The 24,413-nt window shown below is 43.9% G+C and carries 24 protein-coding genes and 2 riboswitches; of the genes, 5 read left to right on the top strand and 19 right to left on the bottom strand.

The features are described from left to right. Window positions 1-77: 77 nt before the first annotated feature. The 4 genes from BGP76_RS07115 to BGP76_RS07100 all read left to right on the top strand — a co-directional run bounded on the left by BGP76_RS07115 (window position 78) and on the right by BGP76_RS07100 (window position 6,916). The gene (locus BGP76_RS07115) at window positions 78-392 is read left to right on the top strand and encodes a hypothetical protein (RefSeq protein ID WP_073123286.1); all 315 of its coding nucleotides are present in this window, start codon (window positions 78-80) and stop codon (window positions 390-392) included. A 974-nt stretch (window positions 393-1,366) separates the two neighbouring features. Then, window positions 1,367-2,671, top strand: coding sequence for a sodium:proton antiporter (locus BGP76_RS07110; RefSeq protein ID WP_073123284.1), 1,305 nt, complete (start codon window positions 1,367-1,369; stop codon window positions 2,669-2,671). A gap of 590 nt (window positions 2,672-3,261) precedes the next feature. Then, window positions 3,262-6,309, top strand: coding sequence for a two-component regulator propeller domain-containing protein (locus BGP76_RS07105; RefSeq protein WP_147407400.1), 3,048 nt, complete (start codon window positions 3,262-3,264; stop codon window positions 6,307-6,309). Beyond that, on the top strand, window positions 6,296-6,916 hold the full coding sequence (locus BGP76_RS07100) for a response regulator (protein WP_073123280.1): 621 nt from the start codon (window positions 6,296-6,298) through the stop codon (window positions 6,914-6,916). The genes BGP76_RS07105 and BGP76_RS07100 overlap by 14 nt, the downstream gene beginning before the upstream one ends. Window positions 6,917-6,973: 57 nt before the next feature. Here BGP76_RS07100 and BGP76_RS07095 read toward each other — a convergent pair whose 3' ends face one another. From BGP76_RS07095 to BGP76_RS07005, 19 genes are all read right to left on the bottom strand, one after another. After that, window positions 6,974-7,465 (bottom strand): hypothetical protein, encoded by a 492-nt coding sequence (locus BGP76_RS07095; protein WP_119844342.1) that lies wholly within the window; start codon window positions 7,463-7,465, stop codon window positions 6,974-6,976. Between the two features lie 170 nt (window positions 7,466-7,635). After that, window positions 7,636-8,352, bottom strand: a complete 717-nt coding sequence (locus BGP76_RS07090) for an ATP-binding protein (RefSeq protein WP_119844113.1) — start codon at window positions 8,350-8,352, stop codon at window positions 7,636-7,638. Next, complete coding sequence (gene cobC, locus BGP76_RS07085) at window positions 8,349-8,909, bottom strand: alpha-ribazole phosphatase family protein (protein WP_158584113.1); 561 nt, start codon at window positions 8,907-8,909, stop codon at window positions 8,349-8,351. The genes BGP76_RS07090 and cobC overlap by 4 nt, the downstream gene beginning before the upstream one ends. After that, window positions 8,894-9,667 (bottom strand): adenosylcobinamide-GDP ribazoletransferase, encoded by a 774-nt coding sequence (locus BGP76_RS07080; RefSeq protein ID WP_119844111.1) that lies wholly within the window; start codon window positions 9,665-9,667, stop codon window positions 8,894-8,896. Before BGP76_RS07080 ends, cobC begins: the two co-directional genes overlap by 16 nt. Next, entirely contained in the window at window positions 9,667-10,707 is a 1,041-nt protein-coding gene (gene cobT / locus BGP76_RS07075; protein WP_119844110.1) for a nicotinate-nucleotide--dimethylbenzimidazole phosphoribosyltransferase, read from the bottom strand. The genes BGP76_RS07080 and cobT overlap by 1 nt, the downstream gene beginning before the upstream one ends. Before the next feature lies 1 nt (window position 10,708). Beyond that, on the bottom strand, window positions 10,709-11,212 hold the full coding sequence (locus BGP76_RS07070) for a bifunctional adenosylcobinamide kinase/adenosylcobinamide-phosphate guanylyltransferase (RefSeq protein ID WP_119844109.1): 504 nt from the start codon (window positions 11,210-11,212) through the stop codon (window positions 10,709-10,711). A gap of 51 nt (window positions 11,213-11,263) precedes the next feature. Further along, window positions 11,264-12,361 (bottom strand): DUF5074 domain-containing protein, encoded by a 1,098-nt coding sequence (locus BGP76_RS07065; protein ID WP_119844108.1) that lies wholly within the window; start codon window positions 12,359-12,361, stop codon window positions 11,264-11,266. Window positions 12,362-12,369: 8 nt separating this feature from the next. Further along, on the bottom strand, window positions 12,370-14,265 hold the full coding sequence (locus BGP76_RS07060) for a TonB-dependent siderophore receptor (protein ID WP_119844107.1): 1,896 nt from the start codon (window positions 14,263-14,265) through the stop codon (window positions 12,370-12,372). A gap of 85 nt (window positions 14,266-14,350) precedes the next feature. Beyond that, window positions 14,351-14,596: riboswitch (cobalamin riboswitch) on the bottom strand. Between the two features lie 117 nt (window positions 14,597-14,713). Further along, on the bottom strand, window positions 14,714-15,712 hold the full coding sequence (locus BGP76_RS07055) for a glycosyltransferase family 2 protein (RefSeq protein ID WP_119844106.1): 999 nt from the start codon (window positions 15,710-15,712) through the stop codon (window positions 14,714-14,716). 15 nt (window positions 15,713-15,727) lie between these two features. After that, on the bottom strand, window positions 15,728-16,843 hold the full coding sequence (thiH, locus tag BGP76_RS07050; RefSeq protein ID WP_119844105.1) for a 2-iminoacetate synthase ThiH: 1,116 nt from the start codon (window positions 16,841-16,843) through the stop codon (window positions 15,728-15,730). Further along, window positions 16,833-17,606, bottom strand: a complete 774-nt coding sequence (locus tag BGP76_RS07045; RefSeq protein ID WP_119844104.1) for a thiazole synthase — start codon at window positions 17,604-17,606, stop codon at window positions 16,833-16,835. The genes thiH and BGP76_RS07045 overlap by 11 nt, the downstream gene beginning before the upstream one ends. After that, on the bottom strand, window positions 17,593-18,228 hold the full coding sequence (locus BGP76_RS07040; protein ID WP_073123254.1) for a thiamine phosphate synthase: 636 nt from the start codon (window positions 18,226-18,228) through the stop codon (window positions 17,593-17,595). The genes BGP76_RS07045 and BGP76_RS07040 overlap by 14 nt, the downstream gene beginning before the upstream one ends. Continuing rightward, window positions 18,225-18,974 carry a hydroxymethylpyrimidine/phosphomethylpyrimidine kinase gene (locus BGP76_RS07035; RefSeq protein WP_119844103.1) on the bottom strand — a complete coding sequence of 250 codons (750 nt, stop codon included), beginning with the start codon at window positions 18,972-18,974 and terminating at the stop codon, window positions 18,225-18,227. The genes BGP76_RS07040 and BGP76_RS07035 overlap by 4 nt, the downstream gene beginning before the upstream one ends. After that, window positions 18,955-19,542 (bottom strand): thiamine phosphate synthase, encoded by a 588-nt coding sequence (locus BGP76_RS07030; RefSeq protein ID WP_119844102.1) that lies wholly within the window; start codon window positions 19,540-19,542, stop codon window positions 18,955-18,957. Before BGP76_RS07030 ends, BGP76_RS07035 begins: the two co-directional genes overlap by 20 nt. Window positions 19,543-19,545: 3 nt before the next feature. Beyond that, complete coding sequence (gene thiC / locus BGP76_RS07025; RefSeq protein WP_073123250.1) at window positions 19,546-21,417, bottom strand: phosphomethylpyrimidine synthase ThiC; 1,872 nt, start codon at window positions 21,415-21,417, stop codon at window positions 19,546-19,548. Between the two features lie 10 nt (window positions 21,418-21,427). After that, window positions 21,428-21,634, bottom strand: a complete 207-nt coding sequence (gene thiS, locus BGP76_RS07020) for a sulfur carrier protein ThiS (RefSeq protein ID WP_073123248.1) — start codon at window positions 21,632-21,634, stop codon at window positions 21,428-21,430. Between the two features lie 29 nt (window positions 21,635-21,663). After that, window positions 21,664-21,761: riboswitch (TPP riboswitch) on the bottom strand. Window positions 21,762-21,886: 125 nt separating this feature from the next. Further along, on the bottom strand, window positions 21,887-22,498 hold the full coding sequence (locus BGP76_RS07015) for a response regulator transcription factor (RefSeq protein WP_119844101.1): 612 nt from the start codon (window positions 22,496-22,498) through the stop codon (window positions 21,887-21,889). Between the two features lie 95 nt (window positions 22,499-22,593). Continuing rightward, the gene (locus BGP76_RS07010) at window positions 22,594-23,421 is read right to left on the bottom strand and encodes a S1 RNA-binding domain-containing protein (protein WP_119844100.1); all 828 of its coding nucleotides are present in this window, start codon (window positions 23,419-23,421) and stop codon (window positions 22,594-22,596) included. A 34-nt stretch (window positions 23,422-23,455) separates the two neighbouring features. Beyond that, window positions 23,456-23,893 (bottom strand): heme-binding protein, encoded by a 438-nt coding sequence (locus BGP76_RS07005; RefSeq protein ID WP_119844099.1) that lies wholly within the window; start codon window positions 23,891-23,893, stop codon window positions 23,456-23,458. 137 nt (window positions 23,894-24,030) lie between these two features. Here BGP76_RS07005 and BGP76_RS07000 point away from each other — a divergent pair, with 137 nt between their 5' ends. Then, on the top strand, window positions 24,031-24,411 hold the full coding sequence (locus BGP76_RS07000; protein WP_073123240.1) for a response regulator: 381 nt from the start codon (window positions 24,031-24,033) through the stop codon (window positions 24,409-24,411). Window positions 24,412-24,413: the final 2 nt, after the last annotated feature.

Genomic DNA, 24,413 nt, shown 5'->3' with positions numbered 1-24,413 from the left:
CTTAGAGAAAACCGCCCTCATATAGCGCGTATAATTGTGTAGAAGTTAATTGAAAACATCACATAAATTATAGAGCTATGAAAACTATCATAATTGCATTCGCCTTTACACTAGCGGCCACTATGAGTTTCGCCCAATCAAGAAACGACCTCAAAGGTCCAGCGGCTAAGAACTACAAGCCTTGGAAAGATAAAAATAAGACGGAAGTTTCTATCGTGATGAAGTCTACTGACGCTGACCGTGTACAAGGTCCAGCAGCAAAAAATCAGAAGGCTTGGGATCAAGATTCAAAAGCAGACTTCCAAGAAGTAGCATTGGTATCTAGAAAGAATGATCTCAAGGGTCCAGCGGCCAAAAACCAGAAGGTTTGGGCTAACAAGGACAATGACTAATAACACATGGAGGAGATAACCATTCCTCGGCTTAACTCTGCATGCCCCGACAGCATGCGGAGTTAATTTAAAACTTGGTTGTAAAATATTTAAGAACAGTCCTTGGAGGGATTGATAGCGTAATAGGAGTTATCCAATAGTTAAGTACTCAGTACCATACACAACGGTGATGGCTGAGTGCTTTTTTTTGAAAGCCCTACTAGCGAGACATGAGTTGCCTGTATAACTGATTGATCTCAGCTGCTTGCTCTAAGAGATTTTTTTCTACATGCTCAAGTACTAATGTGGTTGCTTAGTGTCTATTGTCGGTTTTGTGCTCGGGCGTAATCCACCAAAAAAAGCCGACCTTTAAATTGCTGGATGCCGGTATTTTTAGCTTATTAAGCCGCTTTTGAAGCTGTTCGATTTGCATTTTGTTTCTTTGTATGATCACTTCTTTAGTCATCTTAGGCTTTTTGTACTCGACTTTATCTCTAAATATGTGGTAGGAGACAGCGAGTATTTTGTATCCTATCGCTATGACAGCCTTTTTCTAAAACTAATGTTTTCCTTATTTGGTTGAGCGATAGCTGAGATTCGGTTCCTAAAAAAGTTCAACCCTTATCAACTAATTTTCTTTTTTTCTGTCTGTCGAATCAGGTAGGCTATTAACTCTGATGATGCAATAGCATCATTCGGGGTAAAGCGTCATTGGTATTTGGTGTTTATTATTCCAATCATTCAAATTAACCTCAAGGATATATAGGAGATGGTTATTCACAAAAAACAATAATGAATTTCGAACAATGAATCTTGAATCACAAAGTAATCCTAGATCTCTCCCCAGAAATAAGGAGTGACCTGAAAGTAGGGCAGTTTTTGGGGAGTAGTTGGGGTAGGTAGGTATTAATACGGAGGATAATTTACCGTTATTCTTAGATTACATTTGGTTTGAGGAGCATTTATCATTGTAGCGTACTTAAAATCAATATGCTATGCACTTATTTGACGTTGTTGCTTTTTTGATCTTCCTGTCTGGTCTTTTCATATTCGTCAATACATTTTATCTGAAGATGCCCACTTCTCTTGGGTTGATGATTCTGACGATGTTACTCTCATTTACTGTCATGATTATTGGACACATGTTCCCAAGATTCCACATTGCGGAACATGTCAAAGCTTTTGACTTTCGTGATGTCCTCAACCAAGTCGTGATCAGTGTCATTCTGTTTGCTGGAGGGTTACAGATGAACATGAAAAAACTAGGTGACCTGAAACTGACAGTTATTCTGTTGTCCATTTTTAGTGCGATCTTATCGACAGTTGTGATTGGATCGTTGATCTATGGCGTGCTTCATTTGGTTAATCTAGAGGTGAGTTACCTCTACAGTTTGGTGTTTGGTGCTGTGATTTCATCTACCGACCCTATCTCTGCTGCCAATATCACAGGTAACTTTTCTATTCCTAAAAAACTATCTATTAAAGTAGAAGGAGAATCACTGTTTAACGGTGCTTTTTCAGTCGTGCTGGCGTTTGTACTGTATCATGTAATGATGGTGTCAGAAGGTCACGAAATGATCCTGATGGAGGTGACACGCGTCGTGTCAATAGAGATACTTGGTGGCGTGGCTATCGGAATAGGTATGGGGTATATTGGGTATTTGATCTTGAATTATATTGATAATGAAGACATGCATATAGAGGTGCTCATCACTATTGCTTTGGTGATGGTGGGATCATTCATCTCCGAGTACTTTAATATCTACTCTAAGCTCGTGGCACTGATCATGGGGCTCATGATAGGTAATCTAGGAAGGGTCGATCAAAAGAACCCTGACGAGCGGGGAGTAGTCAATGGGTATGTTTATAAGTTTTGGAAGCTGATGGAGCAGACTATGGCAGTATTGCTGTTTGTGCTCATGGGCTTGGAGATATTGGTGCTTGAATGGCGCATGGATTATTTTTCTGTCGGTTTTATAGCAGTCAATTTGGTATGGTTCGGTAGATGGCTCAGCATTTACATCCCTGTGAAAATCATGTCTATGACGGTTTCTTTCGATAAGGATACGGTCTCTGTGATGACTTGGGGAGCATTTAAAGGAGGTCTTCCCATAGCATTAATACTAGCTTTGGATCCTTTTGCAGGTAAGGAGTTGATGATTACGATGACCTATGTGGTAGTTGTGTGTTCTATTTTGTTCCAAGGATTTACCTTGCCAATCATGATGAAAGAGAAGTTTCTCACTGGTGCTGTTCGCCGTACTACCGGTGGGAGAGGTATGAAAAAGCATTTTTCCTAAATTCGAAACATAGTGGTGTTATCGATAAGGGGTTGAGTAATCGTTTGTTTTAATGAGTTGTGAGGTAGTATGCTTTACAAATTAGTTCAGTTCTAAAGTAGGGGGTAGTCTTGATTGTAGGAGCGTTATTTAATCTCATAGTCCTCTTATTCAGTCAATGTTACTACATTAAGATTGCCTCCATTTTAGCCTTTGATCCACTCGTCTATGGGGTTGTCTAGATACAGAAAACCGATTAGATTTTTAGGTCGATTAGTAGCTTCACCCAAAGGTTGCGCAAGGTTGGCTATTCGGTTGCGCAACCTCCACTCCTTTGTTGTGCAAGCTAAGGTCTTTGGTTGCGCAAGCTAAGGTCTTTGGTTGCGCAAGCTGAGGTCTGTGGTTGCGCAAGCTTGGGGTGTTTGTCGTACACTCTTTTTTAATCGGTGCTAGAACCTTTTTCAAAGAATAGCTTTTACCCAAGTAGAAACGCCTCCTCTGACATGTCTTTGTGTGGAGCAAATTCTCATTTATTTGGTACAGTAGTGCGGTCTGATTAGATTTAGGCTCTAACCTAGCCTTAACCTACCATTCAACATTAAGAAAGAGGATTGAAAGTATTTGTTGTTACTTGGATATGTATGTTAGGCACGTGTCTAGGAGCGGTCGCTGGGGCGCAGCTAGATACACTACAGATCAACTACATCGGACAGGAAGAGGGGATGACCCAGCTCAATGTGCAGGATGTCGTGCAGGACGATATGGACTATCTTTGGTTCTCTACTGAGGACGGTCTGCACCGGTTCAACGGACTGAAAATGAAGGTTTTTTCAGGCAATCCGCTCGACAGTATGAGTATCCCGGATGATCATAACAGAGGTCTACTGATCGTGGATGATACGCTCTGGATTGCCTCCAATAGCAAAGGGATATTTGCGCTTGATCTGCGTAGCGAAACCTTCATCCGTCCCTTTGACGAACTATCTAATGTAATCTCCTATAAGGTCTTCCGCCTAAACGATCAATATCTTCTTTTTTCGTCATCCAATGCCTTTCATATCTACGATAGGAGTATCAAGACGCTCAAGAAAGTTGTTCACGAAGAACAAGGCTCGGAGAACCATGTCACTGCTCTAGTACGAATGAGTGAAGGTCAGGCCGTACTAGCGACATTGAATGGAGGTTTGTTGGTGTTAGATTTGAAAACACTGTCCGTGGTAGGGCAGCAGCGTCTAGATCCATCTGCGCACAATGCCCTGCTACTGCATCAGGAACAGCTCTATGTGGGTACAGAACAGGGACTATATACGCTAGATTTGTCCAGTGGAGTGGCAGACTCGATTGTGCCTGATCAGTCGATCAACTGTATTTACCCCTACGAAAACGGTGAACTATGGCTGGGAACCAATGAGGGGTTAGTGATCTATGATCCTGTCTCAAAATCTGTGACCCAATGCGTCTCTAAGGATCAATCGGGTAAGGTGTATTTTCCCGTTGAGATCATGACGATCTATGGGGATGGCAAGGGGAATGTATGGATGGGTACGGCGGGCGAAGGGCTCCACCACTACAACAAGTACCAGAAGAAATTTACGTCTATTAGTTTGGAGATGGAGGGGTACACGAGAGATACCAAGCTGAGTACTTTTCAGTTTTTGCCTGCTGAGGGAGAGGACTCTGCCCTGTGGCTCGGTAGTACGTACAACGTCCTCAAATATGATTACCTCACGAGGGAGTTCAAACATTACAAGGACGATTTTCCTAAGTCGCTCATCTATGCGCTGGTGCGTGATCATAACGGTGATGTATGGTGTGGAGGCTTTGATGGGACAGGTTTGTTGCATTACAACGCTGCACAGGACCGTTTCGAAAAGGCTGAAGTGACAGGAGATATTCCCAACGATAAATCCGTCATCGATATACGGCCACTCACGTCAGAGAAGCTACTGGTGTCTACTTGGTCCAGCGGGATGTATATCTATGATTTGACCCAAAAGAAATTTGAGGGCTATTTGGTAGACGGGCAAGCGCTCAATCGTGCCCGAATTAGCTTTGTAGATAGTCAGGACAACTTATGGATAGGGTCTGATCAAGGAGCATACCGGATAGCGGAGTTAGGAGAGGGAGTAGTACATCACTACACCGAAGGGACGCATCCCCAAGCAATCAATAGTGATAGAATCTTTGCGATCAACGAAGATGGAAACGGCAATATTTGGTTGGGTACAAGCACCGGGCTGACCATGTTGAACCTGAAAACTGAGGATGTTCATCGCTATTATCGACAAGAGGGATTTCCCAATGATTTTGTGTACAGTGTACTGATAGATGCCCAGGATAGAGTATGGGTGGGAACCAACAAGGGGATCGCAGTACTCGATCCTTCGACAGATCGCTTTGTTCACTACTCTCACAGGGATGGCCTTCAAAACGATGAGTTCAACGGTAAGGCTGCTTACCAAGATGGGTATGGTAATTTTTACTTTGGAGGAGTCGATGGGATCAATGTCTTTCATCCAGAGGATATTCGTATCAATCCTTACGAGTCCAAGGTACATCTGGAATCCATCGAATTGTTCAATCAGCCTTTGCCTACCAATGCGATCTACCAAGATCGCTACGCCTTCGGTAGCGACGAAAATGTACTTACTTTCAAGTATGCTGCGATTAACTTTCTGAACCCATCCAAAGTGAACTACAGTTATTGGATGGATGGATTTGACAAGGAATGGAGGCCCGTCACGAAAAGCCAAAGTATTACCTATACGAATTTGTCTCCAGGAGATTATACTTTTCACATCAAAGCAACCAATGATAATGGGGCTTGGAGTGAGATGGGGCGTCAGGTATCGCTCACAGTTATCCCTCCGTGGTATGATCAGTTTTGGTTCAAGTTGACAGCTGTTTTGGCGACTCTACTATTAGCAGTAGGGTTCTACCTTTATAAATCTCACACCTATCGGCGAAACAAAGAACGTTTAGAACTAATGGTCAAGGAGAGTACAGGGGAGTTGCGGCAGGCACTCGAAGTATCCGAATCGAGACAGGAGAGTATTCAGTTTTTGATGCGGGAGATGAAGCACCGCGTCAAAAATAATCTACAAATTATATCCAGTCTACTGAGTCTACAGGCTTTGCATTTGGATAATTTAGATGCCATTCACACGTTACAGGTAGCGAGGAACCGTATCTTGACGATTTCCTATTTGGAAAACATTATGGATTCTGAGAGTGAACATATTCATGTGGATAAGTTTACTCGGGATATATGTGAGAATGTACTGCGGCTGATTGCTTCGGACGAAAGCCCGACGTTTGAAACAATCTATGATCTGGAACCTGCGGAGGTGACTAATTTCAATATTACCTTTTATGGCTTATTGATCAATGAGCTGTTGACCAATGTGAGCAAATATGCCTTTGACAACTATGAGGACACCAACCGCCTGTCGATCAGTTGCAAGGTAGGAGGTGACTGGCTGGTGCTCGTGATAGCAGACAATGGCAAGGGCTACCGTCAGGAGGATATCAAACAGGGTTCAATAGGGCTTGATCTAGTAAAGGATATGGTGAAACAATTGAAAGGCGAGATGACCGTTGATAGTCATGATGGGGCAAAGAATATAATTAAAATACCGGTGAGCTATGGAGAGGCTTAGTATACTACTTATAGAAGATGTGATGATAATCGCCAAGGAAATTAAGGCCACCTTGGAGAAGGGAGATTATGCTTCGGTGACGATAGCATTGGGGCCAGATGAGGCGCGTAAGTTTTTCGTCTCACAGACTTTTGACTTAATTATTTCGGATATTAATCTCAATGCTGACATAGATGGGATAGATCTAGTGCAGGAGCTGTGTACTAGTTACAAAGTACCTATAGTTTATCTAACGGCATATACTGACGAGAGTACCGTTCGCAAGGCTGAGGGCTCATTGCCTTTTGCTTATCTGTTAAAACCTTACAATGTTAATCAGCTGAAGCTGACGATCAATCTTGCCATGCTCAATGCTGAGAAAGAGAGTCAAAACGTGCGCTACAATGAGAAGAATGTAGAATTATTAGAAAGTCTTACTCGCAGAGAAAGGGAAATTTTGTTTTCGCTGGCTTCTGGAAAAATGAGTAAGGAAGTCGCTGATATCCTCAATATCGCCACTGCTACCGTGGAAAAACACAAACAGAACATCAAGGAAAAGCTGTCTCTAACGACGTTAGGCGAATTGATCAATTTTGCTGTATCGACGAAGACCATTAGTATGGACTAGATCTCCGTCATAGGTGTAGTCCATACACCGACCAGTTTAAACCTTTCTGAAGGTTAACTAGACGAAGAGTACCAGTAGCGTCAAGGCTAAACCTGCCAATGCAAAGTAGAGTCCTTTTTTGAATACGCTCGTTCCTGGTACAAACATCCAGAAGGAAGACATGACAAAAAAGAACAGTGATACGCCGAAAAAGATATTGAGGAAGGCGAGGGGTCGACTGCTAGTGGCTTTGTGCAGATGTGTCATCTTGTCCAGCAAATAGGGCATTTCCTTTTTAGTATAGACCGCCGTACGGGTCTCGATATCATAAGTGCCGTCTCTGAAATACGCCACATCTGATTCGACACGGTCGATGCGAAAACGCTTGATACCTAGTTCTTTGCCTAGGTTTTCTAGTTCCGTACCTTCTGGCAAAACCTTTTCTACGGTTTCGACAATGTGGAAAGTGTCTGTATCCCTAAATATTAATATGATTCCACTTAGGGCATACACCGCCATGATTCCTGCAAGGAAGAATCCCAAGTAGCGGTGGTATATTCTCATTTTCATGTTCATTTACTCTTTTTTTGAGGCCAAAAGAAAGCAATCAGAAGCAAAATAGCACAACGAATCCTTCGAGATATAGAATAAATTATTTGTACTGTATAAAGAGGGGTAACCTGTCTTGGGAAGGAACATAAGTTACTTCATCACGATGTGTTCGTAACCATTGGCTATGATTAACTGTGGGAGGCCAAGTCTAAATCTGCGAATTCGAATAGGGTTTCTAGTGTGTCACCATTGTCGAGTTGGTGTTGGTAGCTTTTTTGAGTGATGTCTTTTTTGATATAGTCTATTGGATAACGAAAGATAGGGCCGTCGAATACATAGGAGTGGAACTCTCCGTTTTCCCCGCATGGGTCTACACTGGACGGGAAGGTTTGTATGAGCTCGGGTGTCAGTACTTGACCACAGATCGAAGTGCTGAATAGCGATTGCTTGGTGCAGCAGAGTATCGTTTGGAATCCCACACCCAATATGTCCTGGATCAAAGTGGTGGTATCTTTATTCCATAGGGGGTAGATGCCTGTGATACCGTGACTGGCAAAGATGCCTTCTCTGTAGGTTTGAAGATCCTCCAAAAATATATCACCAGAGGCGACATGATGGATGTTGCGGCGCTTGAGATTGGTGTAGTAGGTAGCTAGTGCCTCTTCGTAGCTGTCGTTGGTTTGATCAACAGGGATGGAGAGAAAGGTGATGGGCAGTCCGATGGCCTCTGCCTGTGCCTCCATGAGTGTTTTGGACACGCCGTGCATGGATACTCGATCGTTCGTAGCGGATAGTGCCGTGTGTAGTTCTACGACCTGATAGCGGTCGTCCTGTAGTAGGAGGTATAGCATGTAGGCTGAGTCTTTGCCACCACTCCAGCTGACTGTAATCGGGATTTTGTTCATGTCCTATTGGTGTAGCAGAGTGTGGTTTGGTCTCCATCGGCTTTTATTTTGGTGACGCTACCATAGTCTAGTTGTAGTTTGAAACTATCGGCTAGGTCGAGATGTAGCAGTTGGGCGAGGATGGCGCGCATCGCTCCGGCATGAGACACGATCAGTACGGTGTCTGCGGATGTCGCTACTAGTTCTGTCCAGAAAGTACCGATACGGTCGGCGAGCTGCTGATAGGTTTCTCCTTTGGGTGGAGGTGTGTTGATGTAGTTTGCCATCCATGGAGTGAGCTGGTCTGCGGGGATGTCGTCCCATGCTGAGAGTTCCCATGTACCAAAGTTGAGCTCCAAGAGGCGTTTGTCTACGTGTATCTCGTCTGATAGTTCGGTGGCGAGAGCCTTGCAGCGTAGTAGCGGACTGGTGTAGCATACATCGATATGTTCTGGGAGTAGCGTGGCAGTACGTGCGAGTTCCTGCTGGTAGCCTTTGGCGAGTGGGATGTTGGACTGGCCATAGCAGATGCCTTTGGCTATGTCAGGGGTGGTGTGGCGGACTAGATATATTTCCATAGTATGAGTATCGTGAGGTAAATGATGAGCTCGGCGACTTGCTGCACTGCACCTAGACAGTCGCCAGTATAGCCACCTATCCATTTTTTGAAGTAGCGAGAAAAGTACCACTTGACCATGAGTAGTACGGGGATCAAAAGCAATATTTCTATTTTAGGAATCAAAACCAAAGGGATGAACCCAAATAGATTGGCAACTAGAAAGGTCGCTTTGGACATCTGTTTGGCGATGGGCTTGGCTTTGGCGTCCTCATTTTCGCGGACATAGCTATCGGTGAATATCATCCATACCGATACCGTGCGACTAAGGCTATGTGCGACGAATAGTACCATGCATGCAGTCCAAAGGTCAACCTGCTGTACGAGTTCGCTGAGCGAAAAGAATTTGATCATCAAGACGAGCATGACCCCAATGACCCCATAGGCACCGAGTACACTGTCTTTCATGATCGTCAGTATTTTTTCTTTGGTCCATCCTCCTCCGAAACCATCACAGACATCCGCAAAGCCATCTTCATGGAAGCCACCTGTGATTAAAATACTAACCACCATGGAGATCAAAACGGCTAGACTGATAGGAAGTACTTGCCCTGCACCATATAATACCAGCGCACTAGCACCTCCGACGACCCATCCTATTAGTGGAAAATAGCGTGTGGCTTGGTTGAGATGATCTGCAGAATGATCCACCCATCGTGGACAGGGGATCCGGGTGTAGAACATGATGGCAGTGAGGAAAATCTGTAATTCTTTGCGCATTAGGGTTTATTGGTGATAGATGCTGACTCAAAACTAGCCATTTGGTTGATGAAAGCTACACTAGATTGGATGATAGGGTAGGCGAGTGCGCATCCCGTACCTTCTCCTAGTCTTAGGTTCATCTTGAGTATGGGCTCTTGTCCCAGATGGTCTAGTAGAGATTGGTGGCCATGTTCGTCGGATTGATGGCAAAAGAGTGCGTAGCACATTAGGTTAGGGTATTGCTGATAAGCTGCCAAGAACACCGCACTGGCAATGAAACCATCTATGAGCAGGATCATTTTGTTTTCGGCAGCCTGTACCATCGCGCCTAGCATCATGGCCATTTCGAATCCTGCGACACAGCGGAAGAAGGTCAATGGATCATTGAGTTTTGCCTTGTGTTGCGCATAGACTTTTTGGAGTACATCGATTTTGTGGTGGAGTCCTTGATCATCTATTCCTGTGCCACGACCAACACAGTCCTCTAGGCTACAGTCTGTGAAGGCACTCATAAGTAGACTAGAAGCGGATGTATTGCCAATTCCCATCTCACCGAAACCGATGATGTTGCAGCCCTTGGTGAACTTCCTATCGACGAGTTGTGCGCCAGCTGCCATGGCTTGGTTAAATTCCTTGTCGGTCATGGCTTCTTCGTGTAGTGAGTTGGTAGTGCCAAAGCCTATTTTTCTATCAATTAGATCAGGGTGATGTGCAAAGGTATGGTTGACGCCAGCGTCTACTACGCTGAGGTTGATTTGGTTTTGTTGGCAAAATACGTTGATTGCAGCGCCTCCAGATAGAAAGTTGAGCACCATCTGGTGCGTGACTTCCTGAGGAAATGCACTGATGTTCTCATCGGTGAGTCCGTGATCTCCCGCAAAGACTAACATAGCAGGATAGTTGAGTTTAGGTGAGCGTGTTTGTTGTATGAGGCAAATTTTCTTTGCGATGGATTCCAATTGACCCAGCGAACCGAGGGGTTTGGTTTTGAGATCTATTTTGTGTTTAACCTGATCCAGTATGGTTTGGCTAGGCTTCTCGATGAAGTAATTTTTCATTTTATTTAGTTTGGAGCGGAAGTCCTGAGACCATGAAATAGGCTTGGTCGGCAGTTTTGGCAATCAGCTGGTTGGTCCAGCCTTGGAGTTCAACAAAGTCACGTCCCATCTTGGATTCGGCGTGGAGTCCCATGCCGATTTCGTTGGAGATGATGATGAGGTGTCCATCGTAGTGTGTCAGCTTTTCGAATTCTGTCTGTGTCTGGGCAAACGAACGATCTCGGTCATATTGGTTGGCGGAGAATATATTGGTGAGCCATAGTGTGACACAGTCTATGACGACAGTTTGGTTAGGAGAGAGTGCGGTTGATAGCTCGATTTGCGCTTCGATGGTCGTCCATTGCTGGTTTCGATCCTGCTGGTGTCTATGGATACGCTCTTCGAAATCCTCGTCCCATTTTTTGGCAGTTGCCAAATAAATAGGGGTGTCCGAGTGATTAAGAGCTGTTTGTTGTGCGAAGGAGGATTTTCCTGATCTTTCGCCTCCTGAGATATAGGTGATCATAGGGTAAAGATACTCCGCCTCGGCGGAGTATCAAGTCAGGGTGGATTAGGGTTAGTATGCTATGCCGTTCGGTCCGATACCTACGGTGTGTTCGTCTATGAAAGAGCCTGTGATATCGTATCGCTTGATAGACCCAGGGTTCGTGTAGTCAGGTGCTATACCGAGGATGATGTGGTTTTCAGAAGCGTCGATACTGAGGCCATATATGAAGTCCGTTTCGATAATCTTCGTGAAGTCATCTGTGCTAGAGACAGTCTCGGTATCGGTACTGAAGATCGCGCCATCGTATTTGAATACCAATGTGCTACCATTAGAATCAACCTTGAGACCTGCAGGTCCCATGCCTACGCTAGGTGCATCGATTTTTAGTGCTACTTCGAAATCCTCATGGTCTATTTTAGCAAGGAATGCTGGTGTAGATTCTTCTGTGTTGACAGACCAGTCTGCGTTGTAGACTGTCTGCCCAGCACCTGTTGTCCATACGTCATTGTCTTCGTCTACCACTAGAGTAGACGGGTTGTCTCCTACAGTGATTGTTTCGATGATCTCATCTGTATCAGCATCTATGACTACTACGGAGTTGTCATTGCTCCATCCACCAGAGTTGGCGGCAAAGACGTGGTTTCCTACGAGTACAAGCTGATTTGTGCCAGATCCTGTACTAATAGTTTTTGTCACTGTATTGGTGGTTAGGTCGATGACTTTGATTGTGCCCGTTGATCCATCTGCACCCCAGTCAGAGACATATCCTTTGCTAGCATTGATGCCTAAGAAGTATCGTGGAGAAGGAAGACCTTCTGATATCGTAGCGACCAAAGCATAGTCGTCAGTACTGATGACTTCTATTTTAGCAGAATTTTGTACGACGATATATCCGAAATCATTGTAGACTGTCATAGACTGAGCTTGATCTCCTAAGGGTTTGCCAGTAGTAGATTCGAACAAGTTGTTGGTGACAGAAGTACTAGTTTTATCATAGAAGGAAAGGCTAGCATTTCCATTGCCAAAACCGCCTTCATTGACGATGAAAAAACCGTCTTGTCCTGGAGTGAATTTGATCCCGTCATCGCTGCTACATGCTGCGAAAAATACAGTGACTGCAATGAAGGATACTCTAATGAGTGTGTTAAAAATGGTATTTGTTTTCATGTGATATGTTAATTGAACTTATAAACAAGATTGAATTGATAGTTGATACCGGGCATGTAGTAGGCGCGCCTGACTTCATAGTCGATATCAAAGATGTTTTTTACTTGTAGGCTGATAGCTAATTGATGTTTTCTGTTGAGTACAAAGCGATAGCCGCAGCTGATGTCAGTCAGTAGGTAAGGATCAAGTGCCCGAATTTCTACGTTACTCTCATCGCTATACTGTTTGCCTGTGTAGGTGTTGTTGATACCGATGTTTGCTTTTTTCCATTCATAACTCACATAGAGATTGCCCTGATGAGTGGGCGTATAGGTCGTCTGTATCTCTGGGATGAAAGTTGTGGGTTGTTTGAGTGTAGACAAGACGTATTGATAATTGGCGTTAAGAGATACGTGCTGGTTGTCGTTGAATTGTGCGGTGAGCTTAAGGCTTTGTTCTATGCCGTAGGACCACAGCTCTTCTTTGTTTTCGGGAGACCAAACACTGCCTGTAGGTGTCCATAGTATCCAATCCTGTATGTTGTTGTAGAATACTGTGCCTTCGTAGGTGCCCCTCCAAAACCGCTGATCAGTAGTCAGAACATAGCCAGCCTCTAGACTGACCCCTTCCTCTGGAACTAAATCGGGATTGCCCATAGAGGAGCCAGACCAGTAGAGATCGTTGAATGTCGGTATGCGGTAGCTTTTGGCTGCTTTGGCTTTGATGTCTAGCCAGTTTGTGGCGTGATAGTTTAGTCCCAGTGTGGGCAAGAAAGGGGCTGCATTGCCATCGATGACACTCTGTCTACCGAGTAGGTTTAGGTCTAGTTTGTTCCAGAGTAGGAAGTGTGTCGATAGGAATATTGCGGTTCTGTTTCGGGTGACTTTGTCTGTGTAGTTGTCTGCAGTTGAGTTTTCATAGGTATGGTTGATGCCTAGTTCTAGAGCTATATTTTGGGTTGCGGCATAGCGTAGTTGTGCCTCATTGATGACAGACTGCGCATGGTTGTGGGAGTGGGTGTTGATTTTGTCATCGTACTCCAATATATGATCTAGTAGTCCGAGTTTGTAGTCTAGTTGTAGTTTGTTGGAAAAGGACTGTTGCCACTTGACCAGTCCTCGGTGAAAGGCATCCTGTTGAACTGCCTGAGAGGGTAGACCTGCAGAGGCTGTCTTTGGGATGTGCGTGTCATTGTTTTGATACCAATGTTTGATCTGTATCAGTTGGTGGTCGTTGGCTCTATAGGCTAGTTCTGTTAGCAATCCGTACTGTTCTATGTTTGCGTTTTTTTGGGTCTCCTCGGATTGGGTGAAATCATTGTAGAAGCTAAAGTCATTGTCGGCTTTTCGATAGAATCCACGAATACCTAGGCTGAGTTTTTTGGAAGAAAATCCTAGTTTCAACCCATGGTTTTGTAGTCCAAAACTACCGATTTGCTCATGTAGGGATAGGTTTAGCCCACGATTGAATACTGGTGTTTGGTTGCCCAATAGTATCGTGCCGCCCATCGCACCAGATCCAAACATCGAGGCACCACCACCACTTTGTATTGTCACATCATCGACCATGAAGGCCGGGACTAGGTTGAGATCGAGGCTGCCGTTCATCTGACTCTGGAGATTGATGCCTTCCCAGAGCACTGCGGTTTGGTTGCTGCCCGTGCCACGCATGGATGCGGTAGACAATCCCCCGATACCATAGGCGCGGATATTCAGCGGGGCGAATTTGGTGAGAAGCATAGCTATGGAGTTGCCATCATTGAGCGCAAGCTGGTTGCTGTCTATGCGTGTCGTTCTATCCGCACTAGCGAATACCTCCAGCCGAGAGGATTGTATTTGTACAGATTCTAAAAGGATAGAATCCTGCTGTGCCCATGTCCAATACCCAGTACACATATACATCAAAAGGATGGAGAATCTCCGCATAGTTCGTTTGTTTATACAGAGCTGCTATGTAGACAAGATGAGAATATACTCCCTCTGAATCCCAAGACTTTTCACCCGAAAGCTCCGTAATACTAAGATTAATGGCAGGTCTCCTGGCTTTCCTGATTTTTGATTACCTTCCCAGCGTGCTGTGCACACCAGTGGTGTTGTGGATCAAAAATATAATACTGATTAGACAGTATTCAGGACTACAGTTGCGGGGACAGCTTCGGATTTTATATCGTTCTACTTAGAAGTAATAGTGAACCGAATTCCCTTTTAATCAACCAATGATGCAATCATTCGCTGAACCAATAATCACTGCAATGTTAAATGAATTTGAGATATAGTTGAACAGGGCGTTCTTATTATTTTTTATATGTGTTTAAAGATCAGGGTTGAAAACCTATCTATCATTATTGGATTTCAGGTTCTCAACTTATTTGTGTCATCCAGCTATAATATAGTTATGACCTTCTTTGTATCCTTTTTGATTTAGAAATGCCCGGATTTCATCTCTGCGTCCTCTGTTGGTAATATAACTGATGATGAATGGCTGGTCAGTAGGGTTGATGTCCTCGAAGTGTACACATGAATAGTCTGCTAGGTGCTTGTTCTTCTTGATATCTATATAGCCAGCGATGCGGATGTGGTGGTCTTCGAGCCATTTGCTACGTCGCAAAGCGAGTTTACCCGCTCCCCAAACCCAGACGGACTTTTGATTGTTTTGTTGTAAGACATTCGCCAAATACTGTGTTTTGATCTGAAAGAATGCTTCTGTCTCGTAGCGCGTGTCTGTGCGCGTGAGTCGCGTTTCACTGTCCTGCCATATCAGTAATGGTTCAGCGAGTTTTTCGATGTGGTATCCAGCCTCCATAGCTCTCAAAAACCATTCATAATCTTCTGGAAAATCACCTTCTCTAAATAATCCTATCTGGTTAAAAACCTCCTTTTTTACCATCAGCGTAGGGTTGACCACTGGGAATTCTACAAATCGATTGAGGAATATTTGTTCGTGGCTCAGTAGACTATTGCTCCAGTCTATGAAATGCTGAAAGTCATTGGTGCGATTAGAGGAGCCGTAGGTTATCTGAGTAGCAGAGATGCTGAGTGTAGCATCATTGGTCAGTTGTTCCACTTGACTGCTGATACGGTTTGGGCTGCAAGTGTCATCAGCATCCATGCGTGCGATGTACGCTCCTCTGGCTAAACGAATCCCAGTATTAGCTGCATAAACCACTCCTTGTCTAGGCTCATGGATCAACCGTACTCTTGTGTCTTTGGCAGCATATCGTTGTGCGATTTGCATTCCTGAATCTGACGAATTGTTGTCAATCAGCAGCAGTTCTAAATGCACGTAATATTGGCTGAGTATGCTTTGAACTGCGGTTTCTAAAGTGGCTTCAGCGTTGTAGTAGGGTAGTATTACCGAAACCAATGGAGGCATAGACACTAGTTGGGTTTAGGAGTGCTCCAGCGTGATGTCCCAATCTTTCCAAACAGGTTCGTACCCATTTTGCTCCAGCATCTGTTTGATGGTTTCAGGACTTCTTTCGTCAGATATCTCGAACTGCTCTAGAGACTGAGGTTCTACTGCATAGCCTCCTGGGTTTGTTTTGGATCCAGCACTCATACTTGTAATGCCCAGTCTAATAGCGTGATTTCGAAAGGTCTCCATCTCGCGTGTGGATAGGGATAGTTCTATTTCCTGATTAAAGATTCTATAGGCACAGATGAGTTGTACCAGTTCTCTATCCACCATTTCTACCTTAGGCTCTAGTCCGCCAGAAAACGGTCTTAGTCTAGGAAATGAAATGCTGTATTTGGTTTGCCAGTACTGACGCTCTAGGTAGCTTAGATGTAACGCGACGAAGAAACTGTCCACACGCCAATCCTCTAGACCGATGAGCGCACCCAGTCCCATTTTGTGAACACCTGCTTTACCGAGGCGATCTGGTGTTTCTAGTCTGTAGTCGAAGTTCGACTTTTTGCCTTTTGGGTGATGCTTTTTGTAATCTTCCTTGTGATAAGTTTCTTGATAGACCAGTACAGCGTGTAATCCCTGTGGTATCAATCGTTCATACTCGTCCTGATCCATCGGTTGCACTTCCATACTGAGATTCGCAAAGTGTGGTCGTATCTGCTGTATGGCATGCTCGATGTAGTCGACTCCTACGGTTTGGTTTGCCTCTCCAGTTACCAAAAGCACATGTTGAAAACCCATCGCTTTGATGGCCTTCACTTCTTTGGCGATTTCTATGTCGTTGAGCGTTTTGCGTTTTAGTTTGTTGTCCAGACTAAAACCACAATAGGTACAGATGTTTTGGCACTCGTTGGATAGGTAGAGTGGGGCATATAGCTGCATGGTATTGCCAAAGCGTTTCAAAGTCATCTCATGACTGAGCCTTGCCATTTGCTCCAGATAGGGCGCAGCAGCAGGAGAGATGAGCGCCTTGAAATCTTCTAGTGTCCTTTCAGGGTTACTCAGGGCACGTTCTACATCCGTGCTGGTTTTGCCATAGATCGATTCTTTGACCGTATCCCATGAATACTTATCGAATACTTCCTTAAAGCTCATCTAAAAATGCTGTTAGTGGACTGCTTGCCATGGCGTTGTTGACGGGTGACGCGAGTTTGGCTTCATAGGCCATGCGGCCTGCTTCGATAGCCATTTTGAAAGCGATTGCCATTTGTACTGGATTGTCTGATACGGCGATGGCCGTGTTGACCAAACATGCATCTGCTCCGAGCTCCATTGCTTTAGCAGCATCCGAAGGCGCACCGATACCTGCATCTACCACTACGGGCACATTGGCTTGTTCGATGATGATTTCTAGAAAGTCAATCGTTTTCAACCCTTTGTTGCTGCCGATAGGAGAACCGAGCGGCATGACCGCTGATGTACCTGCATCTTCTAGACGTTTGCATAGCACAGGGTCAGCGTGAATATAAGGTAAGACAATGAAACCTAATTTGGCTAGTTCTTCGGTTGCCTTGAGTGTCTCTATGGGGTCTGGCATCAGGTACTTAGGATCTGGATGGATCTCCAGTTTGATCCAGTTGGTCTCCAATGCTTCCCGAGCCAACTGCGCTGCAAATACAGCCTCCTTCGCCGTACGAACACCAGACGTGTTCGGTAGTAGACTGATGCGGTCATGGTTAAGATGTGTGAGGATCTGGTCATGCGCATCTCCTGCATCTACACGTTTCAGTGCTACAGTAGCCAGTTCAGATTCTGATGCTTCTAACGCTTCTTTCATCAACTGGCTGTTTTTGAATTTGCCAGTGCCTGTAAACAAGCGAGACTTAAATTCCTTGTTGGCTATTTTAAAATTCTCCATCGGGCAAGCAGTAATTGATGTCGTTTACAGTTTCTTTTTTGTTGTCAGAGAGGTTGATGAGGGAGGCGACTGCCACACCGTGGCATCCGGATAGCTGTAGATCAAAAATATCCTCTGTTTGTATCCCACCAATAGCAATAATAGGTACTTGAATATCACCAATGATCATGTTGTTTAATATCGCCGAAATACCCTTGATCCCTAAGATAGGACTGAGGTTTTCTTTGGTACTGGTATCTCTAAATGGTCCTAGTCCGATATAGTCTACCCCCGCCATAGCGAGTCGTTCTACATCCTCCCAAGTATTGGCTGTACCACCAATATAAGGTCTGTCACCAAGGATTTCTCTTGCCTCAGCGGGATCCATGTCTTCTTTTCCAAGGTGTACGCCATTGGCTTTCACCTTTTTGGCAATGGCCACATGGTCATTGATGATGAGCTTAGCTTTGTACTTCTTGCAAATTTCTTTCGCTTCAGTTGCTATTGCTAGCACTTCATTATCACTTTTGTTCTTTACTCTTAATTGTACCCAGTCCACGCCAGCTTGACATGCCTCTTCTATGTTTTGAAGATGAGACTTGTCTGCTGTTTCTTGGGATATGTAATGTAACCTACTGATCATGCGTTGATTTCAAAATGTCTTCCTAATTTGGCTGTTCCTGTTTGTAGATATTTTTCCGTGTACTCTTTGGCTGCTTTACAGGCGTCTTCTAGTGACATACCTTTGTTGATGCTGGCAGCTACTGCCGAAGAAAGTACACATCCAGTGCCGTGTTTGTCTTTTCCTTCGATGCGTTTTCCTTCTATTTTGACTTGGCTACCGTCTGGTTTAATCAAAATATCACTGGTGTCAGAGGTGTCACTGTGTCCTCCTTTTTTGAGTACGTTGGTAGGCCAGGTTTCTGAACCTAATGCAGCCGAAATCTTATCGAATTCCCATCGGTTGGGTGTAATCAGGTGTACACGTTTCAGGATGTTTTGAAACTCATCCGACTCGACTTTTTTGACGAAATCAAATCCTGATGAAGATTTTAAAACGGGATCCCAAATGATCCTAGCGTTAGGAATTCTTTTTTCAAGATACTGGAGTAGTTTGTTGAGCAGGTCTAGTCCGTTGATAATCCCTATTTTGACAACACTAAAACTGTAATCTGCTAGTAGTGCATCAATTTGTGATTTGATGGGGTCAAAATCTTTCCACTCTATACCCCACAGGTCGTCCTCGTTTTGATAGGTTAGAGCAGTCACTACTGCCATTCCTTGCACTTTGAGCTGATGCATGGTCTGTATGTCGGCCAATATGCCTGCACCACCACAGGGGTCAAACCCTGCGATACTTAATACTAGATTATCTTTTGCTATTGCCATGAGTTATTTGTTTAAGTGTTTTCAAGCGTAATTTAATATCCGATAAATTCCAAAAAGCTCCCAGTAGTGCCGCCCCATCGAAACCTAAGTCCTGTAGTGCTTCCAGTTTGTCAAATGTGACACCACCCAAAGCGTATACGGGAAAGGGCTTGCTATGTGTTACCCACTTTTTTAGCTTGGTCTCATCAAATCCTGATGTATATCCCCGTTTGGAGATACTATCGTATATGGGACTTAAAAAGCCATAATCTATTGCAGCTGTTTCCTGTACTAGGTCTTCCCAATTATGAAATGACTTGGAACGGATTGTTAAGCATTGGTTGTCTATTATTTGGTCTGACTTCCAGTGTTTACCTCCCAGTTTCAATTCCTCCACCAGACTATGATGCTGATGGAGGCTGATTTTTTCATAATGTAACGGATCTATCTGATCTAAATATCTTGTTAATTCATCTTTTGATCCATGCGGCTTTCGGATATGCAAACGAACGTCATGTTGCAGCAGTTCGTTGCAGGTCTCAAGCTCTTGATCCACCAGCGTCTCTGGTGTAATGATGACGATTTTCAATCGCTATTGCTCTAGATATATTTCGCTTCCTTTCTCAGTAAATTCCTTGGCTTTTTCAGCCATTCCTTTTCCGAGAGCATCTTGCTCGGTTAGTTCGTTGGCTGCTGCAAACTCACGTACATCCTGCGTGATTTTCATCGAACAGAAATTCGGTCCACACATTGAACAGAAGTGCGCTACTTTGGCTCCTTCTGCTGGTAAGGTCTCGTCATGAAACTCTCTTGCGGTATCTGGGTCGAGAGATAGGTTGAATTGATCTTCCCATCTAAACTCGAATCTAGCTTTCGAGAGTGCGTTGTCTCTATATTGTGATCCTGGGTGACCTTTGGCCAAATCCGCGGCATGTGCTGCGATCTTGTAAGTGATCACACCATCTTTTACATCTTTCTTGTTTGGGAGTCCCAAATGCTCTTTAGGCGTCACATAGCATAGCATAGCACAACCATACCAACCAATCATCGCTGCTCCGATACCAGAGGTGATATGATCATAACCTGGAGCTATATCAGTCGTCAATGGCCCGAGTGTGTAGAATGGTGCTTCGTCACACGCTTCGAGTTGCTTTTCCATGTTTTCTTTGATCATGTGCATTGGTACATGACCAGGTCCTTCGATCATCACTTGTACATCATGTTTCCAAGCGATTTTAGTCAGCTCACCGAGTGTTTCTAATTCTCCAAACTGCGCTTCATCGTTGGCATCTGCCAGTGAACCAGGTCTTAATCCATCTCCTAAAGAGAAGGCCACATCGTAAGCTTTCATGATTTCACAAATTTCTTCGAAGTGTGTGTAGAGGAAGCTTTCTTTGTGGTGTGCTAGACACCATTTGGCCATGATAGACCCGCCACGTGATACGATACCGGTGACACGTTTAGCCGTCAGTGGTACATATCTTAGGAGTACACCGGCATGTATGGTGAAGTAATCTACACCTTGCTCAGCTTGCTCGATCAACGTGTCTCTGAATATTTCCCATGTGAGGTCTTCAGACTTTCCGTTTACTTTCTCCAATGCTTGATAGATTGGCACGGTTCCGATTGGCACAGGAGAGTTTCTTAGTATCCATTCTCTTGTCTCATGGATGTTCTTACCAGTAGACAAATCCATGATAGTGTCTGCACCCCAGTGGCACGCCCACACTGCTTTCTCTACTTCTTCTTCGATAGAGGAGGAGACCGCTGAGTTACCGATATTGGCGTTGATCTTCACGAGGAAGTTACGACCAATGATCATAGGTTCAGACTCAGGGTGGTTGATGTTGTTAGGGATAATTGCACGACCTGCAGCGATTTCATCTCGGACGAACTCAGGCGTGATTTTACCTTTTGGAGTATTGGCACCAAAGCTTTCGCCTGGATGCTGGACGTTGAGATGGTTCCACTCATCGATTTTTTGATTTTCTCTGATCGCGATGTACTCCATTTCTGCAGTGATGATGCCTTTTTTGGCATAGTGCAGTTGAGACACATTCGCGCCTTTTTTTGCTTTGTAAGGCTTAGCAATGTATTCGAACCGAAGGTCATCAAGACTAGAATCGTCGAGTCGCTCTTGACCATAGTTAGAAGAGATACTGTCCAGTTGCTCTACATCGCCACGGTCTTTGATCCATTGCTCTCTTAGCTTTGGAATCCCTTTTCTTACATCGATGGCTATATCTGGATCAGTGAATGGTCCACTGGTGTCATAGACGGTCACTGCTGGGTTTTTTTCTTTGGGTGCAGAAGGGTTGAATTTCAGCACTGTGTCGTTCAATGTGATCTCACGCATCGCCACTTTGATGTCATGGATTTCTCCTTTGACATAGATTTTTTTGGAAGCAGGGAATGGGTCTCTTGTGATTTTCTCCTCTCTTGGGATTTGTTCGTCTTTAGCCATAATGTTTCAATTATCCACCTTGTGTGGCGGTGATGATCAGAATATTGTCGTTTTCTTGTATGAGGTATTCTTCCCAATTTGATTTGGGAAGAATTTCGTCATTGATCGCCACAGCAATTCCTCTTTCAATATAAAGGTTTTTTTCCTTTAATACTGATGTTAGTTGTGTGTGATCGTCCTGAAGAATTTGCTCCTCGTTGTTCAATTTGAATTTCATATTGAATCGGTTTTACCTTTAGGAGCCACGTGAAGTGCCTGACTTTTCCCTTCGACTGAATTACCAGTATCAGGTATTGAGGGTATTGTCTCAGCCACAGCATCTGTGGGCACCCCTAAAGTATGTGCCAAAGCTAAGAGGAAATATTAGAAGTATAAAACAATCAACAAGATATTAGTGTTATCCGTGAAGTAATGACAAACGACTAGTTGGGATAAATAGCAGGAGGTTTAAAATAAGCAATGAACGTGTCTAGATATTGTTGTCCAAAGCAAAGATGATGAGTTCGGCGGGTGATTTTAGGTTGAGCTTTTTGAGGATGTTTTTGCGATGCGAATTAACTGTGTGGGGGCTTAAGAAAAGCTGTTCTGAGATGTCTTTCGAACTCTTGCCTTTGGTGATTAGGAGCAGGATTTCATATTCTCTTTTAGTAAGCCCAAATCGGGGAGAGGTCTTACTTTTACGTTTGATTAAATCTAAGATCGTATTGCAGTAGAAATTTTCTTTGTTGGCGAGGTGTTCGATGGCTTGAGAAATTTCTTGTTCACTACAGTGGTCTGTGACGATGCTTTGGATACCATGTTTCCAGAGTTTTTTTATTCCAGCGACTTCTGAAGTATTGGCAATGGCCAGTACACGCTTAGAAGAAGATACGTTCATTGCGAGTTCTGTTAGCACCTTTGTGTTTCGGCTGGTATTGATGATATAGATGTCTGCTTGATCGTATTGAAATTGAGCCCGCTCAGCGATATCGGATATAGACTCAATGAGCTCTAAGGCGCTGTTGTTGGTGACAATGTTTTGCAATCCTTGCATGCTTAGGTAGTTGGAGTCAGCGATGATGACGGATTGAGTTATAGGCACTGTGTTATCTATTTAGATTCATTCTATGCAAAAATAAGACTCGGAATGGTTTATCCAAGTCTTATTTGTATTAAATCTAAATAAACGTAAAAATGTTAGGCTAGTACAATTTCTTCATCTTTGATAACTATCATTTTTTTCTTGTATAGTATACCAATTGAGCGTTTGAAATTCTTTTTACTCATTTGGAGAACGGACTGGATTTCTTCAGGAGAACTTTTGTCATGAAGAGACAGTTGGCCGTCGTGACTGTTGAGGTAGCTTATGATTTTTTCAGCTCCTTCTTCTAGAATTTCAATTCCTGATTTTCGGAGTGAAACGTCAATTTTTCCATCTGGGCGAATGGTTTTGATGTATCCTTTTCGTTTTTCTCCTTTGTTGAGTTCTTCGAAAGTTTCGTTCTCGTATATCAGACCAAGGTATTTTTGGTTTATAATGGTTTTGATTCCGTTGATGGTGGTTTCGCCTATGATGATGTCCGCTTCGTCTCCTTCCTCGATATCCATAATGTCTCGAGCTACGAATAGGTGGATACGTGTACTTGCTGCGACGCGTTTGGTGATCGAGTCGAGATACAAGTAGACAAGGTTCCATTGTCCTGGTTTTAGTCGTCGATCTTGCTCGCTAAAAGGTACAAAAAGATCTTTCTCTAATCCCCAGTCCATAAAAGCACCGTATTGACTGACATCCTTGACCTGTAGGCAGGCGAATTGATTTCGTTTGGCGAGTGGTGTCAGGGTGGTGGCTACATTGCGATCCTGAGAGTCGGTGTATACGAATACATCGATCTCATCTCCTATGGTGAGGTCCTCGGAAACGTACTTGTTGGGTAAGAGAACCTCGGTGTGATCTGCGTCGATGAGGTATGCTCCATTATCTGTGAATCTATTGACTTTGAGTAGGTTATTTTCGCCTATTTCCATGGTGATCGTTGCTATGCTAGTGAATGTTGAATGGTTACGAATACAGCTTTAGGCTGTTGTCTGGTTTGGGTGGAGTGGGTTTGATTGCTTCGCGTGCTTGATACGCAAACGCAATGTTTTCTTCGTCACTCATACCACTGATACCTATTCCTCCTATGAGTTTGCCAGCTGGATCATAGACGGGGATGCCTCCTGGCCAAGTGACAATTTTGGGATCGTTGTAAAAGCGGAGGTCTTCAGGATTTTTTTGTGCGAGTTGTGTTGAGAAGGTTTGCGTCTCTTGCTGGAGTCTAGTAGCAGTATAGGCCATGTTGATGGCGAGCTGTAGAGAACTCAACGGAGCACCGTCGGTGCGCGCAAAGGTGACTAACTCTCCATTTTGGTCTACTACAGCTACGATAGCGTCCTTTTTCGTTTTGAGACATTCGTGTATGACTGTGTTGATGATTTTGATTCCTGCCTTTAATTCCATCCGTGATATAAATGAGCGAGGCGCAAATATCTCGATTAAGAATTCAACTAACTAATTTCATATTAAATAGATGAATTCTTGCATCGAACTACTTGGCATGCGTATCTTGGAATGCATTATTTAGAACGAAAAATTGGATGACAGAGAAACGTAAAGTGTACGTCATAGATGATGACCCTATTTTGCAAAGAATCATGAAGAAGATGCTTGTCAATTTTGATGATGAGTTAGTTATAGAGACCTTTTTGCATGGGGAAGAAGCTATTGCTCATTTGAAATCTGATGATCAATTACCTGACCTAATATTTCTAGATATCAACATGCCCATCATGGATGCTTGGGATTTTATAGAGAGTTATCAATCCTTAGGTATAGCACTTGTTCCGATATACATATTGTCTTCATCCATTGATTATAGAGATATTACTAAAGCGGAAAATATTGATTTGATCAAAGATTACTTGGTCAAGCCCCTTAGAAAAGACAAGCTGATAGAAATCTGTCAGAGAGAGCTATAGTA

This window comes from Reichenbachiella sp. MSK19-1 (genome assembly GCF_003590315.1).
GTDB classification, from domain to species: domain Bacteria; phylum Bacteroidota; class Bacteroidia; order Cytophagales; family Cyclobacteriaceae; genus Reichenbachiella; species Reichenbachiella agariperforans.
This window is presented reverse-complemented; position numbering and strand designations above follow the sequence as displayed.

Excerpts from the sequence above, each read along its gene's own strand:
- thiC (WP_073123250.1), bottom strand. The coding sequence starts at position 21,417 with ATGGCTAAAGACGAACAAATCCCAAGAGAGGAGAAAATCACAAGAGAC.
- cobT (WP_119844110.1), bottom strand. The coding sequence starts at position 10,707 with ATGAAAAATTACTTCATCGAGAAGCCTAGCCAAACCATACTGGATCAG.
- BGP76_RS07035 (WP_119844103.1), bottom strand. The coding sequence starts at position 18,974 with ATGGCAATAGCAAAAGATAATCTAGTATTAAGTATCGCAGGGTTTGAC.
- thiS (WP_073123248.1), bottom strand. The coding sequence starts at position 21,634 with ATGAAATTCAAATTGAACAACGAGGAGCAAATTCTTCAGGACGATCAC.
- BGP76_RS07070 (WP_119844109.1), bottom strand. The coding sequence starts at position 11,212 with ATGATCACCTATATCTCAGGAGGCGAAAGATCAGGAAAATCCTCCTTC.
- BGP76_RS07040 (WP_073123254.1), bottom strand. The coding sequence starts at position 18,228 with ATGATCAGTAGGTTACATTACATATCCCAAGAAACAGCAGACAAGTCT.
- thiH (WP_119844105.1), bottom strand. The coding sequence starts at position 16,843 with ATGAGCTTTAAGGAAGTATTCGATAAGTATTCATGGGATACGGTCAAA.
- BGP76_RS07010 (WP_119844100.1), bottom strand. The coding sequence starts at position 23,421 with ATGGAAATAGGCGAAAATAACCTACTCAAAGTCAATAGATTCACAGAT.
- BGP76_RS07000 (WP_073123240.1), top strand. The coding sequence starts at position 24,031 with ATGACAGAGAAACGTAAAGTGTACGTCATAGATGATGACCCTATTTTG.
- cobC (WP_158584113.1), bottom strand. The coding sequence starts at position 8,909 with ATGGAAATATATCTAGTCCGCCACACCACCCCTGACATAGCCAAAGGC.
- BGP76_RS07115 (WP_073123286.1), top strand. The coding sequence starts at position 78 with ATGAAAACTATCATAATTGCATTCGCCTTTACACTAGCGGCCACTATG.
- BGP76_RS07065 (WP_119844108.1), bottom strand. The coding sequence starts at position 12,361 with ATGAAAACAAATACCATTTTTAACACACTCATTAGAGTATCCTTCATT.
- BGP76_RS07060 (WP_119844107.1), bottom strand. The coding sequence starts at position 14,265 with ATGCGGAGATTCTCCATCCTTTTGATGTATATGTGTACTGGGTATTGG.
- BGP76_RS07110 (WP_073123284.1), top strand. The coding sequence starts at position 1,367 with ATGCACTTATTTGACGTTGTTGCTTTTTTGATCTTCCTGTCTGGTCTT.
- BGP76_RS07090 (WP_119844113.1), bottom strand. The coding sequence starts at position 8,352 with ATGAACAAAATCCCGATTACAGTCAGCTGGAGTGGTGGCAAAGACTCA.
- BGP76_RS07080 (WP_119844111.1), bottom strand. The coding sequence starts at position 9,667 with ATGCGCAAAGAATTACAGATTTTCCTCACTGCCATCATGTTCTACACC.
- BGP76_RS07055 (WP_119844106.1), bottom strand. The coding sequence starts at position 15,712 with ATGCCTCCATTGGTTTCGGTAATACTACCCTACTACAACGCTGAAGCC.
- BGP76_RS07005 (WP_119844099.1), bottom strand. The coding sequence starts at position 23,893 with ATGGAATTAAAGGCAGGAATCAAAATCATCAACACAGTCATACACGAA.
- BGP76_RS07100 (WP_073123280.1), top strand. The coding sequence starts at position 6,296 with ATGGAGAGGCTTAGTATACTACTTATAGAAGATGTGATGATAATCGCC.
- BGP76_RS07095 (WP_119844342.1), bottom strand. The coding sequence starts at position 7,465 with ATGAAAATGAGAATATACCACCGCTACTTGGGATTCTTCCTTGCAGGA.
- BGP76_RS07045 (WP_119844104.1), bottom strand. The coding sequence starts at position 17,606 with ATGGAGAATTTTAAAATAGCCAACAAGGAATTTAAGTCTCGCTTGTTT.